The sequence below is a fragment of the Algivirga pacifica genome, assembly GCF_039543525.1.
Taxonomy (GTDB): Bacteria; Bacteroidota; Bacteroidia; order Cytophagales; family Flammeovirgaceae; genus Algivirga; species Algivirga pacifica.
In genome coordinates this window covers 21,156-39,147 of the sequence record NZ_BAABJX010000053.1, presented here as the reverse complement: position 1 = coordinate 39,147, position 17,992 = coordinate 21,156, and the positions used below count along the sequence as shown (strand labels likewise).

Below are 17,992 nucleotides of genomic sequence, written 5' to 3'. Positions count from 1 at the left end.
CTCCGTTGAGATTTTATAGTACTGCCTTTTCTCAACAGCCCGAAGGGCTACTCAACAGCGAAGCGCTCAACCAGCGGCGAAAGTCGCCTCAACCCTAGTTCACAGTATTATTCATTATATAATACCTGAAGTACTGTTTGTCCTACAGCCTTCAATGAAGCTTTGTCAATTGTCTCTAGGTTATCCTCATGGGTATGCCAATGCTCAAAAAAGGTATCTGTTCCCGTAGGATCAAGGTGAATAATGTCTGCCATTGGTATTCTTGCTTTTGTATTGACATAATAATGGTCATCAAAAATACCTCCTACTTCCTGATCGATAAAGTACTGTCCGTAGCCTAGCTTCTGTCCTGTTGTCCATATTTTCTTCACTACCTTCGATGCTAACTCCATAGAAGTTCCTTCTTTAGGAAAAACTGCTCCTTTTGCTCCCACCATATCTAATAGAATTCCGTAGTAAGCATGATAGCCTCTTTTATGCTTATTACTAGCCCAATATTCTGAACCCAAGCAATACCTACTATCTCCATCCGTATATTCTTTCTCAAACTCTGGGCGTCCATAGTCTTCAGAGTCAAATAAGATAAAGTCAACACCTACATTCGGCTTCAAGGAATCCGTGTGCATAACCCTTGCTAACTCCAGAATTACACCAACACCACTACCACCATCATTAGCTCCGTCTATAGGCTCTTGTTGTCTTTCCTCTCCCTGGTCAGCGTAAGGGCGCGTATCCCAGTGTGCTGCAACAATAATACGTTTCTTTGCTTCTGGATTAATGGCTCCAATAATATTTCGGGAAGGCAAAACTGCTCCATTATAAGCTGTCGCTTCAAACGCTTGAACCGTCACTTCAGCCCCATACTCTTTCAGTTGCTCAATCAAATAATCTCCACACTCCTGATGTGCCTTGGTATTGGGAACTCTTGGGCCAAACGCCACTTGTTTTTCAATAAAATAGTAAGCAGAATCTTCATTAAAAGATGGTGCTTCAGCCATCTTAACTTCTGCTTTTTTTGATGTATTAGAAGACTCTCCTCCACCATTACATGAGGTAAATAATAATGTAAAAGTGGTTGATAATATCAAAGATGTCAGAAATAGGTGTTTCATAAGAGAAAAGTCAGTCAGATATTCTAAAAAATATAATGGTTCAAAGAAAAAAGTCTTGCCATAGATAGGCAAGACTTTTTATGTTTTATTCTTTTCGAAGAAAGAAATTATAGTTCATCGTAAGCCCAGTCTACTCCTTCTTTCATATCCTTCAATACCACCCCTACTTTTTTCAACTCAGCACGAATTTCGTCTACCTTCTCATAGTTTCTTACTTCTTTGGCTTGCTTGTACTCCTTAATCAAGTACTGCAGCATCACCTCAAAACCATCAGGACGTTCTTCCACCAATCCTAGTACCTCTACGACCATAGTGATAAATAGATTCACCATCTTATTGAATAGCTCCTCTCCTATCGCTGAAGCGGAAAGGTTTCCATTGTGTATAAGGTTGATCTTTTTCAGTAGATTGAACAAAGAGGCAATTGTCACCGCCGTATTGAAATCATCATTCATTCCTCTGAAGATACTATTGATGATGCTTTCAATCTGCTTGATCTGCTTTTCATCTTGCTCTACACCTTCCTCTGGTACATAAGTAAGATGTTTCGCGACCTTCAGTCCATTCATCATTTTGCGGTATCCTTTACGAGCAGCCTTCAATCCCTCATTAGAGAAATCCAAGGTGCTTCTATATTGCGCCTGCAAAATAAAGAAACGCATAGTCATTGGACTATAAGCTGATTCTAACAAATCATGCTTTCCATCAAATAACTCTTCCAACGTAATAAAGTTACCCAACGATTTTCCCATCTTTTGTCCATTGATGGTAATCATATTGTTGTGCATCCAGTATTTTGCCGGAATCTTATGATGACAAGCTGTCGACTGAGCAATTTCTGCCTCATGGTGCGGGAACTTCAAATCCATTCCTCCTCCATGAATATCAAACTGCTCTCCAAGGTACTTGGCGCTCATAGCAGAACACTCCAAGTGCCACCCTGGGAAACCTTCTGACCAAGGTGATGGCCAACGCATAATATGCTGCTCATCGGCCTTCTTCCAAAGTGCAAAGTCTACTCCATTCTTTTTATCTGACTGACCGTCCAATGATCTACTCCCCTCCATCATCTCATCAATTTTTCTACCTGACAAGATACCGTAAGGTTTATCCTCATTGTATTTAAGCACATCAAAGTAAACGGAACCATTCGACTCATAAGCATACCCCTCATCCAATATCTTCTTGATCATTTCTACCTGCTCCACGATATGTCCTGTTGCTCTTGGCTCAATGCTAGGAGGACGCACATTTAGGCGCTTCATATCCTTATGGTAGCGATCAGTATAATATTGAACGACCTCCATAGGTTCCAACTGCTCCAATCGAGCTTTTTTGGCAATTTTATCTTCACCTTCATCGGCGTCATTCACCAAGTGCCCTACATCGGTAATGTTCCTAACATATCTGACTTTGTATCCCAGGTACTCCAAATACCTACAAATTACATCAAACGTAACGGCAGGTCTTGCATGCCCTAAGTGTGCATCACCATAGACCGTCGGTCCACATAAATAAAGTCCCACAAAGGGAGGGTTCAATGGCTCGAAATTCTCCTTCTTTCCCGATAGGGAGTTGTAAACTCTGATTTTCTGTTCCTGCATCATACAGTCATATATATTTAATTAGGAATATTCTCAATCTATAGTCTCTTGCTATACTACTCTTGTGGCGGACGATACCCGGATTGATAAAGAAGTTCCTTGGCATCATCGATCTCCAAGACCTCTTGTAACGATTTTTCTGGGTATTTTTCCATATACTGTTGGATAATTCTCCATCCCAACCATCGCCCTATCCTACCCGGGCATTCAGGACTTATTTCTGGGACAGTAGGAGCCTCTCCACAAAATTTCTTTGAAGTTATCGCTTTCGTATCAAACAACAACTCATTTTCTATAAAATAGGACCATATCAGTTGTTCATTGGCATAAGCTCCCTCTAACTCTTCCGCTGACCACCCCCAAAGTGTCGTATCGGCTACATGAGGTAGTGTTCGTCTTCTAATCTCATGCGCCTTTCCATAAGCCAGCATTTCATTAACTAGCGTACGGTCCTTAAGGTTATAATTAATATACTCCCTACTCAATAAGGTCAACAAAGCTGCCGAGATATAAGAAGGTTGGTAACGCTTATACATGTACAAAGGCAAATGAGGCGGCTGGTAAGAGACACTATCCGAAAAATAATCAATCCCAAGCACGACAAAGTCTCTTCCGTCCACAAAGTCCCCTCCAAACCCAGACATTCCAAAGCCTGAAATCATGGTATAAAGCTCAGGTTCTTTAAAGTCTGGAAAATAGTACTTCATCAACTTAAAGCCCTCTTCTAGTTCCTTTACAATAGGAGTCATATCCTCCAAATCTTTATAGGACTCCTCCAATAGTTTTTCAGTATGCTCATTATTAATAAAGCGCCAGATCATCTCTATCTCCTGCTCTCTCGTAATAGGTCTATGTTGAAAAGCCTGTAGAAAATACAGAGAGTCTACTCTTGGATTCTCTGATAAAAACTGAGCTATCTCCTCCTTACTTTTCAAGGCCATTACCTCTTGTTCCATTCTCCTTACCTTCACCTCCACCTCAATTCCTGATGTATCCGGAACCTGAGGTCCTTCCTTGCACGATTGCAACATCACTAAAGCAGTCAATACCGACAAAATATATCGCATCATAGGTCTATTTTCTAAGCGTCTACTATGGTTTTTATATTTTTCTAAGAGAATATTGATCCAAAGTAAATGAAAAAAGAGACTGTCTCATAACTCTTCCAAAAAGTAAAATCATTCAAGGATATATGCTTATAATGTTGAAGGAGAAAGGATGAAGGAATGAAAACCTTGTCATAAGGTATTTTTTCCTTTATCCTTTCTCCTTTATCCATTTGAAAAATGATTTCACCTATCCGTTATAAGATAGTCTCCTCCTTTTACTATTTATATGTTCTTAAATCTTATCCTATAAGCGCATTCCAAGCTTGAGTCAATCCTTCATTAAGGAAGAATAGTGCCCAAACCGCCACCAATACTCCTAACAGAATAGGAAGAGAGTAACGCAAGATGTATCCGAAGAAAGACGGCATCTCAATACCAGTCTGCTCTGCGATGGACTTTACCATAAAGTTTGGTCCATTACCAATATACGTCATTGCTCCAAAGAATACTGCTGCGATAGATATTGCCTGTAGTTCCAGTACCGAGTTGGCATATCCGCCATTTGCAAAAGATACTACCTCAGCAACACTATTAATATCTGCAGACTTGGAAGCCATGGCCGCTGTCAGGAAGTTCAGGTAAGTAGGTGCATTATCCAGAATCCCTGAAAGTACCCCTGTTCCCCAATACAAAGTATTATGGTTAATCAAGGCAGCTCCTTCTGGAGAAGCAGCAAAGCCTGCTACCAACTCCAATGCTGGCATCATAGTACCAAAGATTCCAATAAAGATAAAGGCTACTTCCCTAATTGGCTCGAAGTTAAAATCATTGCCTTTGATTGCTTTTTCATCCGCTAACTTGAATGACAGGTAAGCTACGGCAAACATGATCAGCTCTCTTACGAAAGAGAATATCGTAGCCCCTTCTGGCATATTACTCGCAAAACCAATAGAGAAATGCTCATGCTCCTGAATAATACCCGGTACCCAATTTAGCTTGGCAGGATCGATAAATACAGCTATGATAACTACAACTAACCAAGCAAAGTTCTTTGCGCCCACAATCTCTATCTTTCCACTACGCTCTTTTGGTTTCTCCATACCAAAAATTGGGTTCTTCTTCGTCAATCCTTTTTTATCATAAAAGTAGAAGATCACCGCAAGCATAGCTATAGCAAATATCCACATTGGCAAACTATGTGATAGGGTCCATTCAAACGGCACCCCTTTCAAGAATCCCAAGAACAATGGAGGATCACCAATCGGTGTCAATGCACCACCTAAGTTACTGACCATAAAGATGAAGAACACAATATGGTAAGGCTGAATACGTTCCTTATTCAAACGAATAAACGGACGAATCAATAGCATAGAGGCCCCTGTTGTACCAATGATATTTGATATTACAGCACCAATCACCAAGATAATCACATTCAACATAGGAGCACTTTTCTTGTCAATCTTAATCATAATCCCCCCAGAGGCGATATACAAAGAAGAGAGCAGTGCTATAAACTGAAAGTACTCAAAGAATGCGTGAATCGGACCATGAGTATTATGCAGGCCAAAAATATAATATCCTACCACTACCGTCGCTAAGATGATCGCTACCTTAGGGTAATGGTGATGCCAGAACTTCTCGTAAAAAAGTGGTCCTGTGGCAATCATGATCAAAAGAGTGGCAAATGGGATAACTAACCAGCTTGGTACGCTACCGTGCCCTCCTGCGACTTCCGTTACTGAGGTAATGGCACTTGTTGCTGCCCAAGAGGCTCCTGTACTGACCATTAAAGCACCTAAGACCATAGTCAGTATGATAAGTTGTTTTTTCATGTCTAGCTTATAATTTGCATTCCAGATTCAGAATGGCTGCGTTAACTTTATGTTAACTTTTTATCAGTAACACAGTTAACCTATAATTCTTTTATCGTCAACACTTGGCTATTATTTGGTAAACACCACAAAATCCCTTAATAAGTCAATTTTTAAGTGTCATGCTCGCAATTATAACACAAAATATAGACTTTCTAAAATAGGTCTCCACCCCCCACACTTATATTCTATTTCAGAAAAAAAAGCCCTCGTAATAGAATCGAAAACCTTTTAGTAAATACGGCCAAATAAAAATAAAGTTATACTTTATATGAAAAAATCAACATAAAGTATAACCCTAAATTATATACTATTAACATTCGTTTGCGAAACACCTCTCTTTAACGCATGTTTAAAAGAAACCTCTGATAATCCTATTTTCGAAACCCTATCTAAAGGTAGCCTACTATAAATGAGTACACTATTCCACACAAGAGATCTGTTGATAAAGCTTTTCCCGAAGAATATCTTCCCTTAAAAGTTCTCCATTACGATCAAAGTAAAGCAGAACATATAATCCCACTTGATTGATAGCTCTCTCAACAAAAAATATAGGGTTGTCTTCACTTCCCATGATCATGATATCTGAAAACTCTTCCAGAATTAATCGTCCTTGTTGATTACTAAGAACCCCATAGCCAGAATTTCGATATGTGATCAATAGTTTTTCTTTAGAAGACGTAACGACCTCTTCATAAGATTCAAACGATTCCGTCAAAAAGTAATGCTTATGAATATGATACAACTTCCAGTATTGATCTGCCTTCACCAAAGCGACTGAGTCATTCCAATAGGTCAATTCCTCAAACTCAAAAGGCACTATGGTCTTACCTTGCTGATCAATAATCCCAAACTTATCTTGTTTAGCGATGTAATAAGGCTCTTTCTCTCCGAAAGGCTGTAATAATACATCGTACTCTGCCGAAATATTCAATGTTCCTTTAACATCAAATAATCCAAACTTCTTATTATTCAATAATGCGTAAGTTCCTTTTTTAGAAGCGGCTACAATGCCATCATAACTAGATGGAATTAGCTTTTTCCCCTGAAGGTTGAAAGCCTCATATTCCCCTCTCATATTTTTGGCTACCACTACTGTTTCATTCAGTATTTTTATTTCCTGATAAATAGGTTTTAATAATACATTCCCATCTTGGTCAGATAGCATAAACCTCTTTTTTCTATTTTTACTAATAATAAAAGGTTGTCGTAGCAATTGATCTTCTGCTTGTCTATATCCAAACACCAGTTGCATTCCTTCATATTGGGTTAATGAAAGTAGTTCCTGTTCTCCAAAGTACCCCCACTTCTCTTTTCCTTTCAAAAGCATCACACCTTCCGCTCCCCAAAAAAAGGCCGAGTCATAAGTTAAAGGAATAAGCTCTTCTGCCTGATCATTCAATAATCCCCACTGTGTTCCCTGCTTAACAACTGTACCTATTGCCCCCACAGAAACCTTTTCATATCGTTTCTCTGATAATAGGTTGCCCTCTTCGTTAAATAATTGGAATACCGTATCCTTTTGAACAAACCAGCCTGCCGAAGTGTATGCTACCTCATTAACCTCTGAAAAGAGTAGCTCACCAGTAGCCTTTAATAAATTGATTTTATCTTCCTTGTAAGCTAAAATGTATTTCTCATCAACCCATTCTATCTCATCATACTCAAAGAAAGGCTCCCATTCTGAAGAATTGAACAGGTCAAAAATACTCAGTAATGCATACTTCCCTTGCTCTTCTAATTGGAGAAGGTACTCGTTGAGCCTACTAACCTTATAGGTTAATGCCCATAACACTCTCTGATCATAATAAGAGCTCAAGAAAGTCGTATTATCTCTCTGCAGTATCACAAGGCCTGTAATTAAAGGAGTAATGACATCATATTGACAAGGGATAACCTCAAACCCTCCTTTATGGAACAGTCCCCAATGCATTCCTTTTCGCACCTTAAGTATTTCCTGATCAAAAGGTTTGATCTCATCAAAAATAAAGGGAAGTGTGACATTCCCCAGCTTGTCTACTGTTCCCCACTTATTCTGTTCATCAGAAATCATAATATAATCCTCTGATACACCTTTGCATCGGGCGTCATCTGAAATCGTCGTAGTCATTGCCGCTACTTTGACTTCACCCTGAGCATTAAAAAAACCATATCGTTTTTTATCCTTATCAAAGAATGGCAAATAACTCTCTCGATCCACTTGTTGCAACAACCTAAAATAAGCTGGTGCATCAGGATATTGCCTCCAGAATAGACTCTTATCCTCATATTTGTACCATAAAGCATACCATCCCTGCTTAGCTAAGCTACTATGAGGATAAGCTCGTACAAAGTTTTTATATGCTTCTTCACTATGGTCATAAACCAGTACCTGCCATAATCGCTGCTCTGCTTCATTGATATAAGGACTATCTGCATATCGCTCAATAAAAGCAGAAAGGCTTACGACAGTGTTGTCCTCGGTTAATGTTTGATAAAGATTAAGATGATAAGCTTCTTGGGCTTTTTTTACCTGTTTTGCTTCAGGGTACTTCTTCAAGAAAGATGCATATGCCTGATACGTATCCTCCAATTGCGCTTTTAGAAAACCAAGACTATCCCGTCTCACAGCAGCAACTTCCTGATACTCGGCTTGAGGGTAATCTAGGTAATACTCCGCATAAGCCTTTTCTGTATTAAGCTGAACGGCAATATCAAACGCAGTATGCTCTATCTTTTCTTTCTGCTTTTCCAATAAGACCAATGAGAAATCTTGCTCATCTATCAGTTCTTGCTTTAACTCTGTAGAAAGTCCTTTCCAAGTCTCTATACCCTTCAAGCTATAATGATAGGCGGAGTCCAAAAAATAATAGGACATATTTCCTGGATACGAATAGTATAATGATAATAAGTAATGGGTTTCTACCGAGGCGCCTTTTTTACGGATCCATTTATCCAATCTTTCCTTACCTTTCTTGTAGTCATGTTTTTCAAAGTACTTAGTCACAGACTCTATACTTTGTGCATGTACACTGATAGAACAAAAGATCGTTAATAAAAAAAACAGACTAAGAAGAGCTCGTTGGATTTTCATTGGTTTTAACTGCTTGAGTAGATGATTGCTTGAGAAGCACATGAAAAGAAAACTTAAAAAAGTGAGTTCCCTTTAGAATTTCTCATAAAACTATGAAATATTGCGTATTAAATTGAACCTTTTCAATTTTCTATACCAATATAGAACGATAGATTTTACGGCATCTTATGTTTTCCTACCATACTTCTTTTTTTATTGCCAAACGATATTTCACCTCACAAAAAGGTACCCTTACCTTATTCAGTAGATTTTTGTGGCTTGTCGTGGCATTATTGACGTTTTCTCGCAAAAGGGTCCGTACAGCTTATCACCAACTACTGGATGCTGTCGTTGAGCAAAACTTTATCCAAATCCTATCTTATATCTCTATGATCGGTATAGGTATATGTACGGCTGCTCTGGTAATAGCCTTATCTTACTTCAATGGAATGGAGCGGTTTACCGTCAATATGTATAACCGTTTTTCTCCCGAATTACTGATTAAACCTAAAGAAGGGAAAGTCTTTACCTATGATGAAAAGCTGAAGGCATTACTCTTACAACAAGAAGGTATTTCTGAGATCACTGAGGTGCTGGAAGATAATGCCCTATTAATTTCAAACGATAAGCAAAAGGTCATCACCATCAAGGGGGTAACAGATAATTATTACCTACAAAATCATCTAGACACCACCATTATCGAAGGATCACACTTACTGGTAAAGAACGGTACCGAAAGAGCCATTCTAGGACTAGGAATAAAACATGAGCTTGGTATTAATATTAATCAATCCTTCGCTCCCTTGCAGATCTGGTACCCTAAAAGACAATACAAAGGGGTCATGACTCCTGAAACAGCTTTTAATCGTAGCACGATTTTACCTGGAGGAGTATTTAGTGCCGAATCTCAAGTAGACGCTACTGTTGTGATTGTACCTATATCCATGACAGAGCATCTACTCAACCACTCAGGGAATCGTTCTTCTCTGGAGATTAAGGTCGCTAAAACATGGTCTGCAGTAGACTTACAAGAAGAACTGCAGGAGGTTCTAGGCAATCAATTTGAAATACTCACACAGAGAGAACAACAAGCGGATATACTTATGGCATTGGAGATCGAAAAGCTATTTGTCTTTATGGCTTTTGCGATTATTCTGGGAATTGCCTCTTTCAATATATTTTTCTGTCTAGCAATGCTGGTCATAGAAAAGAAGCGAGATATCAGTATGCTTTTTTCCATGGGAGCCTCTAAGAATATGATTCGTAGTATTTTCATGATTGAAGGAAGCATCATCGCTTTTTCAGGATCCTCACTAGGATTAAGCTTAGGATTTATGCTCTGTTATTTACAAGATAAATACCATTTATTAGGCTCAGGAGACTACCTCAACCCTATGAACCTCTACCCTGTAGAGATGCGATTAAATGACTTCATACAAATTGGGCTAGTAATTGTAGTCATTACCTTATTGGCTTCCATATTCCCTGCAAAGAATGCAGCAAAAACCATTGGCAGCCCTTATGCGAACTGATTCTTTCTTGTTCATAATGTTTAATTGCTATTGCTTCGCAATTGCGTTCATAGTGTTTAGTTGAATAATGTGCTTTGCATTTAAGTTAAATGAAAAAATCAACTAAACACTATGAACGAGCGAAGCTCAATTAACAGACGCCGTGTAGCGGTATGAACAAATACCACTGCCATAAGATCATTTATAAATTTCTTTCCTGTTATAATTTCTTATTAGGTGACAGACAACTGTTAGGAAATGTTAAATACCTTTTACCTAAGTAAATACGTCTTCGGTTTTGTATGAGGGAGTCCTTATAATTGTGTAAAGTGCAGAGGAAGAAGGGACAGAAAGGATTATTTTTTTGAACAATATACAGTAGTGTAAATTGAAGATATGAGTACTTTGGAAAATTCGGCGAATCTGAGCGTTCTACAAGAAAAAGTAAACGCTACCATTAAAGAAGTGAGTAAAGTGGTTGTTGGTCAGGAGTATATGGTCAATCGCCTACTTATCGGTCTATTTACCAATGGACACGTACTGCTGGAAGGTGTACCTGGTTTGGCAAAAACGCTTACCATTAACACTCTGGCTAAGGTGATTCACTTAGACTTCCACCGTATACAATTTACGCCAGACCTATTGCCTTCGGACCTGATCGGAACCATGATCTACAACCAGAAAAATGGTAATTTCGAAGTCAAAAAAGGGCCTGTATTTGCTAACCTTATCCTTGCCGATGAGGTAAACCGTGCCCCTGCCAAAGTGCAATCAGCACTACTAGAGGCTATGCAGGAAAAGCAGGTAACCATTGGAGAAACTACTTTTCAGCTGGATCGTCCGTTTTTGGTATTAGCAACGCAAAACCCTGTAGAGCAGGAAGGAACTTATCCTTTGCCTGAAGCACAGGTAGACCGTTTCATGTTGAAAGTATACATTGACTACCCTAAGAAAGCAGATGAGCTTGAAGTCATGAGACGTATGTCCAACCAGAACTTTGACGACAACGTTCAACAGTTACTAACTAAAGAAGAGGTTTACCAAGTCAGAGATGCCATCAATAATGTGAGCATATCTGCTAGTCTTGAAGAGTATATTATTGATATCATCTTTGCTACCAGAGATCCTAAAGCCTATGGTCTTGACAAACTGTCTGAGTATATTCAGTTTGGTGCGTCTCCTAGAGCAAGTATCAACCTACATAGAGCTGCCAAAGCCTTAGCGTTCTTCCATGGTAGAGATTATGTATTACCAGAGGATATCAAGGAAATCGCTTATGATGTATTGAATCATAGAATCTTGCTAAACTATGAGGCTGAAGCGGATGACATTACAACTAAAGATGTTATCAATAGCATTTTGAATAAGATCAGTGTTCAGAAGTAAGTAATAAGAATATCATATCCATAAATAGAAAAATGAAGAGGGAGCTGAGCTCCCTTTTTTAATATGCTTAGGTTATCGAGAACATCCCTTGAATTATCGTAACTTTGAGCAATCAAGAAGGACTACCCCTATGTCCTCATTATTAGTAAAACACCAGATGTAAAGCAGCATCGCAATCACTTATGGAAGAAAATAAAACAGCACTATATATCGTTCCTACCCCTATTGGCAACCTAGAGGATATTACGTTGAGAGCTATCAGGGTATTACAAGAAGTTGATGTTATCTTGGCTGAGGATACCCGTAATACGGGACATTTGCTCAAGCATCTTGAAATACAAAAGCCTCTTCTTAGTCACCATGCCTTTAATGAACATAAAACCAGTCAAAACTTGATTGGACGTATGAAAAAAGGAGAAACCATGGCATTGGTTTCTGATGCAGGTACTCCTGCAATCTCAGATCCCGGCTTTTTTCTGGTTCGTGCTTGTGTAGAGGAAGGTGTTAAAGTAGAAACCCTGCCTGGTGCTACTGCTTTTGTTCCCGCACTCGTTAATTCCGGACTTCCTGCGGACCGCTTTGTCTTTGAAGGGTTCTTACCTCACAAAAAGGGAAGACAAACAAAAATTACGGAGCTGGCTGAAGAAGATCGTACGATGATATTCTATGAATCTCCTCATCGCCTACTAAAGACCCTACAGCAACTCGCTGAGTATTGGGGAGAAGACAGAAAAGCCTGTGTCAGCCGAGAAATCACAAAACTATACGAGGAAAATGCCAGAGGGACACTCCAGGAACTCATTGAGCATTTTACCGCTAAAGGTGTCAAAGGAGAAATTGTGTTGATTGTGGAAGGAAAAGCACCAGAAAAAAAGAAAAAGAAAAAATACGGAGAGGAGTAAGATTATAGATTTTGAGATCTGATTAAACGATTTACTAGACCATTTTACTGATGAACAAGCTTTTTACAACCCTTGATCGCCACAGGAGACTCTTACCTCTTCTGGCTATCCTTGGAGGAGCCCTTTTAGGCCTCGGCTGGCACCCTCCTTTAACTTTTCTTGTTTTTATAGGATTGGTTCCTCTTTTATTGATTGAGGAATATCTCTATAAAGCCAATTACAAAAGACCATTTCTATCGCTATTCAGCTTATCATTTCTTTTTTTGGTAAGCTGGAATGTTACTTCCTATTGGTGGTTGTGGAATGCCTCCTCATGGACTACTCTGGCTGCCTGGGGAGCTAATGCAGCCTTACAGAGTTTGCCTATCATGGCTTTCCATATCAGTAAACGTGCATCCAAAAACCAGTTGGGATATCTTCCTTTTGTACTTTACTGGATCGCCTTTGAATATGTTCACTTACACTGGGACCTTTCCTGGCCTTGGCTCAACTTGGGAAATGCCTTTGGATTTACCCCTTCATGGATACAGTGGTATGAGTACACAGGTGCTTTTGGTGGTACCTTGTGGATACTAATCGTCAATATCCTCGTATTCTATCTCATCAAAGGGCGAAAGTACTGGGTCGCTACAGGCAGTACCTTATTCATCCCACTATTAGTTTCTTTACTCCTATGGAATACCTATGAGGAAAAAGGAGAGACTATTGAAGTATTAGCGGTTCAACCTAATGTTGATTGTTATACCGAAAAGTTCCAATACAACGCCAGAACTGGAGGACGTAACCAAGCGACTCACATTCCTTATCAGCAACAGGTAAAAACACTCATTGAGCTATCCAAAGAACATATGACAGATAGCACCCGTTTTGTATTCTGGCCAGAAACTGCCTTGCATAACAATATCTTTGAGCACAAACCTTTAAAGGATTGGGCGGTACAAGAAGCCATTGCTTTTAATAAAGAATACCCTAATAGTGTATTGGTATCAGGAGTGGATACTTATCGTCTCTACGGACAAGAAGAAGCTACAGAAACCGCTCGCTTCCGAAAAAGTGTAGGATACTATGATGTCTTCAACGCTGCCATGTTTTTGGGAGAGGATAATCAACCTACTTTTTACCATAAGTCCCAATTGGTAATTGGTGTAGAAACCCTTCCCTGGCCGGAAGTTTTCAAGCCTTTAATGCTTAATATGGGAGGTGCTTTTGGAGGTTTAGGAAGACAGCAAGAACGTGTGGCTTTCAAGAATCAAGAAGGTATAGGTGTTGCCCCTATTATCTGTTATGAATCCGTATATGGAGAATATGTCACAGATTATGTACAAAAAGGAGCCAACTTCCTAAGTATTATCACCAATGATGGTTGGTGGAATAATACGCCTGGACACCGACAGCATTTGGCGTTTGCCTCCCTTAGAGCTATAGAAACACGTAGAAGTATTGCCCGCTCTGCCAATACTGGTATTTCTTGTATGATTAATCAAAAAGGTGAGATTATAACTCCTTTGGCTTACGGCCTACAAGGAGCCGTCAAAGGAAACGTGTCCTTGAATAAGGAACTCACGGCCTATGTTAAAATGGGCGACTATATTGGTAAACTGTCCGCTTTGATTGGCGTACTGTTGTTTATCTCGTTTTTAGTAAAAAAACGTATTAGTTTTATTCCTACCAAGAAAAAAGAAGGGGTAACCTCTTAAAACTTGTTTGGCATATAAAAAGTAAGGGCGACCTTTTTGGTCGCCCTTACTTTTTATATGCCAAAGAGCTTCTGAAAGATATTCTTATCCTTTTTAGGGCGCCCATCCCCTATCACAGCCTTTGTCCTATCAAATGATGAAAGAATGGAGTGAATGTCTTTTCTAAAAAAAACATACACTGACAAAGGCATTTGTCTCTTGAACACCCCCAAACTCACTTGAATCATAAACTCACTATCCCTGTGCTCTTGCTCCAACACCGATTGTTGTTTATCCACAGTCCATACTTCTAAGCTAGGAACATGTCCAAAAATATTACACTGTAGTAAGTTCGCAACTTTAGTGACCATCGCTGCGATGGCAATATTATCCATCTCCAAGAGCATTCCTTCCCTCAAATCCGGTTGCCCTTTCATATGATCTGGCAGTAGGGCATCACACAACTCTTCTTTGTATTCTTCTTTTAATAAAATATAGGTTTGTATCTGAATGTCTCCCACTACTTCCGTATTCAATACAGTAATTTCTTCAGTAGGAATATCCCATGAAATCCCCTCTCTATCTGTTTTTATAAAGCGCTGCTTAGCGACAAATACCTCATCGTTCAACAACTGCCCTATGGCTTTTCCCATATGTTCTACCATTACGATGGAGACCTCTTGTAATACTTGCTCTTCCAGGGATAAGGTTTCCTCTATATTCATATCATAGTCTGGGTTAACGGTATTGAATTAAGATACTAGTGATCTGATTATTAAGTTTGTCTATACCTCTTAAAACAGTGTCTTTCGTGATTAGTGACTAGTATGGATGTCTAGTAAAATGACTTACTAATCACGTATTAAATAATCACAGCACTATTGGACTGAACACCAAGTAAACTTATAGTTAAGTGCTACTTTTAAGGGGTTTAAGGAAGAAGGATAAAGGATTACTATCCACAGGTTCCTATTCCTTTATCCTTCTTCCTTCCTCCTTTATCCATTTAGATGCAGTCTCTTTATTTCTATCGGAAAACTTAGTGTTTAGACATCTAGACTACTGCTGTCATCTTCAACTTAGGTTTCAACAAGAAATCTGTGATATCTGGAATATCCAATACCAGGCATACATTTCCACTACCGAGAATAGTCGCTCCACTGACAAAAGGAACAGTATCCAACGGTTTACTCAGTGGTTTTTCAATAATCTCTTTCTGCTGCAAGAGTTTGTCTACTACTAGTCCAACAAAGGTATCCTCTACCGCCACTACAATCACATTTAGCGAAATCACTTCGGTGGATTGATCAAAACTCTGATGCATCAGTTTTTTGTGATAGAGTTGCTCTTTCTTCTCACAACTGAATAAATCATCCAGAAATATCACTGGAATTGTTCGATCCTGATATAAGGTCATCAAGCCATTCGCCACTTTATAAATCTGCTTGCGCTCTACGGAAGTCACTGCCTCTGTATAGGATAGCGGAATGGCAAATTCAGCATCATTTACAATAAACAACAAGGCATTTTTCACTGCCATTGAAGAGGGCAGTAAGAGTGTAAACTTTGTACCTTTTCCTAGTTCAGAATGAATGAATACCTTCCCACCAATCGATTCCACCCCTTTCTTGACCACATCCATTCCTACTCCCCTGCCTGAAACTGCCGTTACTTTATCGGCACTGGAAAATCCCGGTTCAAAAATATACTTGATCACATCCTTATCCGAGAGCATGCCTACATACTCTGGAGGATCTAATTGCTTCTCTATAGCCTTCCGACGAATCACTTCTGGATTAATCCCTTTTCCATTATCCTCTACATCAATTGCGACATATTCTTTCTCATTTCTAGCTCGAAGGGTAATTCTAGCAGTTTCTTGTTTACCACTTTTCTGACGATCCACCTCATCCTCTATCCCGTGACTAACAGCATTCCTAACCAAATGAATCATAGAATCACTGATTGTCTGCAATACATTTCGATCAATCTCTATATCCGTTCCTTCCAATACCAACTCCACTTCTTTGTGCTCCAAGGCCGCCACATCACGTACAATACGATGGAACTTATGGAATAATACATCAATCTGTACCAGCCTAACCCCCATCACCGAATACTGTAAGTCAGAGGTAATTCGATAAAGACGTGTAAACTCATTTCGTCCCAAGCGATTGCTATTGGTAATAATTCTATCCTTCTCAATCGCTAACTCACTCACCAAGTTCATCAAAACATCCAACTTATCGATAGGTACCTGAATCCTATCCGATAAAGCCATATTATGATTTGTACCTGAATCCTGAGGCAAGGAGGCCGTCGGATGAGCTTCTTTCTTCACTTCCTTGGAAGGGCTTGAAATCTTCTTCTCCTCAACCTTGGGAGGTTTTTCTTCTTGTTTTACATCTGTGATCTCCTCTTTTCGCTTTTCATCCTTTTCTTCTTTTTGAGAAGCCACATTAGTCTCTTCTTTGGTCGTTGTTGTAGGAATAAACTTATGTGGGTTATTATTCTTCTCAAGAATAACCTTAAGACGTACCTGCAGTCCCCTATAAGAAACTTTTTGTCCCGTACGGATTCCTTCTAACAACTCCCCTATCTTATCAATTGCCTTAAAGAGTGTATCACAAAGAGAAGAAGTCATCGTCATTTCTTCTTTCTTCAGGACACTGAAAATATCCTCCAAAAGATGCGATAACTTACCAATAGCATCAAATCCCATCGCCGCCGCATTGGCTTTTAGGGTATGTGTAATCCTAAAAATTGCTTCTATGACTTCTCGATCCTTATGATTTTTCTCTAAGCGAGTAATCAAGGTATTGAGTTCATCATACTGGTCAGATGCCTCGGCAAGGAATAGCTCTCTTAACTGTTCATCTTTATCGCTCATTCTTAGTTTTGCTTCAGTATGGCTCCAACTATATCCTGTATATCCTTCTCATTGAAAGGCTTTACTAAATACCCGTCAACACCGAGCTCTTTTCCTTGTTTTATTACTGCTTCTTGGCCTACCGCACTCACCATGACAATCTTGGACGATATTTCCTCTTCCTGACGAAGAAACTTTAAGATATCCAACCCTAACATATCTGGAAGAATATTATCCAAGGTGATAACGTCTGGCTCCAGTTCCAAGGCCAGGTCAATCGCCTGTTCTCCATTGGAGGCTTGTCCTACAATTTCATAGCCAGCATTTTCCAGATAGTTTTTAATCGTCATACGCATGACGGCAGAATCATCTACAATCAACACTCGTTTGCTCATAACTGTATGGGGTTAAATGGTAATTAGATTATTAGCTTACGGCTATCTCATCTTTCGTCAATAGATGAGCTGCATCAATCAAGATGATCAAACGACCTCCCAACTTTACAATGCCTTTGACATAACTTTTCCCTTCTACCTGTTCTGTAAATACGGAGTTCGTGTATTCTATCTCATCATCGGCTACTGAAAGAGTATTAGGAACCTCTTGAACTAGAATAGCCATATTATAATCAGCACTTTCCACGACCAGGCAATAGCTTTCGGAATCTTTGACAGAGGCATTCAATCCAAACTTATCTTCCAGGTCTACAATCGATAAAATTTGCCCACGGATATTGGCCAACCCCCGAATATAAGAAGGAGTCAAAGGAACTTTGGATATATGGGGCGTAACGACCACTTCTTTAATTTGATCAATAAAAAGGGCATACTCCTCTCCCCCCAATTTAAAAACGATAATCTGATTATTACGGATCTTGTTCTCTTTCTGTTGGCCTTCCTGGCCTTGATGCTTTGGGTCTTTTTGTTCCATGGTGTTTAGGGTTAATGTTGTGATCGTCTA

The 17,992-nt window shown here is 39.4% G+C and carries 13 protein-coding genes; 4 read left to right on the top strand and 9 right to left on the bottom strand.

Annotated elements, in window-relative coordinates:
* Positions 1 to 107: 107 nt before the first annotated feature.
* The 5 genes from ABD985_RS17400 to ABD985_RS17380 form a co-directional block, all read right to left on the bottom strand.
* Positions 108 to 1,112 carry a M28 family peptidase gene (locus tag ABD985_RS17400; protein ID WP_345373967.1) on the bottom strand — a complete coding sequence of 335 codons (1,005 nt, stop codon included), beginning with the start codon at positions 1,110 to 1,112 and terminating at the stop codon, positions 108 to 110.
* A 107-nt stretch (positions 1,113 to 1,219) separates the two neighbouring features.
* Positions 1,220 to 2,716, bottom strand: a complete 1,497-nt coding sequence (gene cysS / locus ABD985_RS17395) for a cysteine--tRNA ligase (RefSeq protein WP_345373979.1) — start codon at positions 2,714 to 2,716, stop codon at positions 1,220 to 1,222.
* A 56-nt stretch (positions 2,717 to 2,772) separates the two neighbouring features.
* On the bottom strand, positions 2,773 to 3,786 hold the full coding sequence (locus tag ABD985_RS17390; RefSeq protein ID WP_345373966.1) for a gliding motility protein GldB-related protein: 1,014 nt from the start codon (positions 3,784 to 3,786) through the stop codon (positions 2,773 to 2,775).
* Positions 3,787 to 4,064: 278 nt separating this feature from the next.
* A complete protein-coding gene (locus tag ABD985_RS17385) occupies positions 4,065 to 5,597 on the bottom strand; it encodes a sodium:proton antiporter (protein WP_345373965.1) in 1,533 nt (510 codons plus the stop codon).
* A gap of 460 nt (positions 5,598 to 6,057) precedes the next feature.
* The gene (locus ABD985_RS17380; RefSeq protein WP_345373964.1) at positions 6,058 to 8,709 is read right to left on the bottom strand and encodes a WG repeat-containing protein; all 2,652 of its coding nucleotides are present in this window, start codon (positions 8,707 to 8,709) and stop codon (positions 6,058 to 6,060) included.
* Positions 8,710 to 8,876: 167 nt separating this feature from the next.
* On the opposite strand from ABD985_RS17380, the gene ABD985_RS17375 reads away from it, so the two are divergent.
* The 4 genes from ABD985_RS17375 to lnt all read left to right on the top strand — a co-directional run bounded on the left by ABD985_RS17375 (position 8,877) and on the right by lnt (position 14,184).
* On the top strand, positions 8,877 to 10,220 hold the full coding sequence (locus ABD985_RS17375; RefSeq protein WP_345373963.1) for an FtsX-like permease family protein: 1,344 nt from the start codon (positions 8,877 to 8,879) through the stop codon (positions 10,218 to 10,220).
* A 375-nt stretch (positions 10,221 to 10,595) separates the two neighbouring features.
* Positions 10,596 to 11,585 carry an AAA family ATPase gene (locus tag ABD985_RS17370; protein ID WP_345373962.1) on the top strand — a complete coding sequence of 330 codons (990 nt, stop codon included), beginning with the start codon at positions 10,596 to 10,598 and terminating at the stop codon, positions 11,583 to 11,585.
* 182 nt (positions 11,586 to 11,767) lie between these two features.
* Positions 11,768 to 12,487, top strand: coding sequence for a 16S rRNA (cytidine(1402)-2'-O)-methyltransferase (gene rsmI / locus ABD985_RS17365; RefSeq protein WP_345373961.1), 720 nt, complete (start codon positions 11,768 to 11,770; stop codon positions 12,485 to 12,487).
* A 50-nt stretch (positions 12,488 to 12,537) separates the two neighbouring features.
* Complete coding sequence (gene lnt, locus ABD985_RS17360; RefSeq protein ID WP_345373960.1) at positions 12,538 to 14,184, top strand: apolipoprotein N-acyltransferase; 1,647 nt, start codon at positions 12,538 to 12,540, stop codon at positions 14,182 to 14,184.
* A gap of 53 nt (positions 14,185 to 14,237) precedes the next feature.
* Here lnt and ABD985_RS17355 read toward each other — a convergent pair whose 3' ends face one another.
* From ABD985_RS17355 to ABD985_RS17340, 4 genes are all read right to left on the bottom strand, one after another.
* Positions 14,238 to 14,888, bottom strand: a complete 651-nt coding sequence (locus ABD985_RS17355; protein WP_345373959.1) for a hypothetical protein — start codon at positions 14,886 to 14,888, stop codon at positions 14,238 to 14,240.
* A gap of 329 nt (positions 14,889 to 15,217) precedes the next feature.
* Complete coding sequence (locus tag ABD985_RS17350; RefSeq protein ID WP_345373957.1) at positions 15,218 to 17,053, bottom strand: chemotaxis protein CheA; 1,836 nt, start codon at positions 17,051 to 17,053, stop codon at positions 15,218 to 15,220.
* A gap of 2 nt (positions 17,054 to 17,055) precedes the next feature.
* Positions 17,056 to 17,427: a response regulator gene (locus tag ABD985_RS17345; protein ID WP_345373955.1), complete on the bottom strand. Its 372-nt coding sequence runs from the start codon at positions 17,425 to 17,427 to the stop codon at positions 17,056 to 17,058.
* A gap of 31 nt (positions 17,428 to 17,458) precedes the next feature.
* Positions 17,459 to 17,962, bottom strand: a complete 504-nt coding sequence (locus tag ABD985_RS17340) for a chemotaxis protein CheW (protein WP_345373954.1) — start codon at positions 17,960 to 17,962, stop codon at positions 17,459 to 17,461.
* Positions 17,963 to 17,992: the final 30 nt, after the last annotated feature.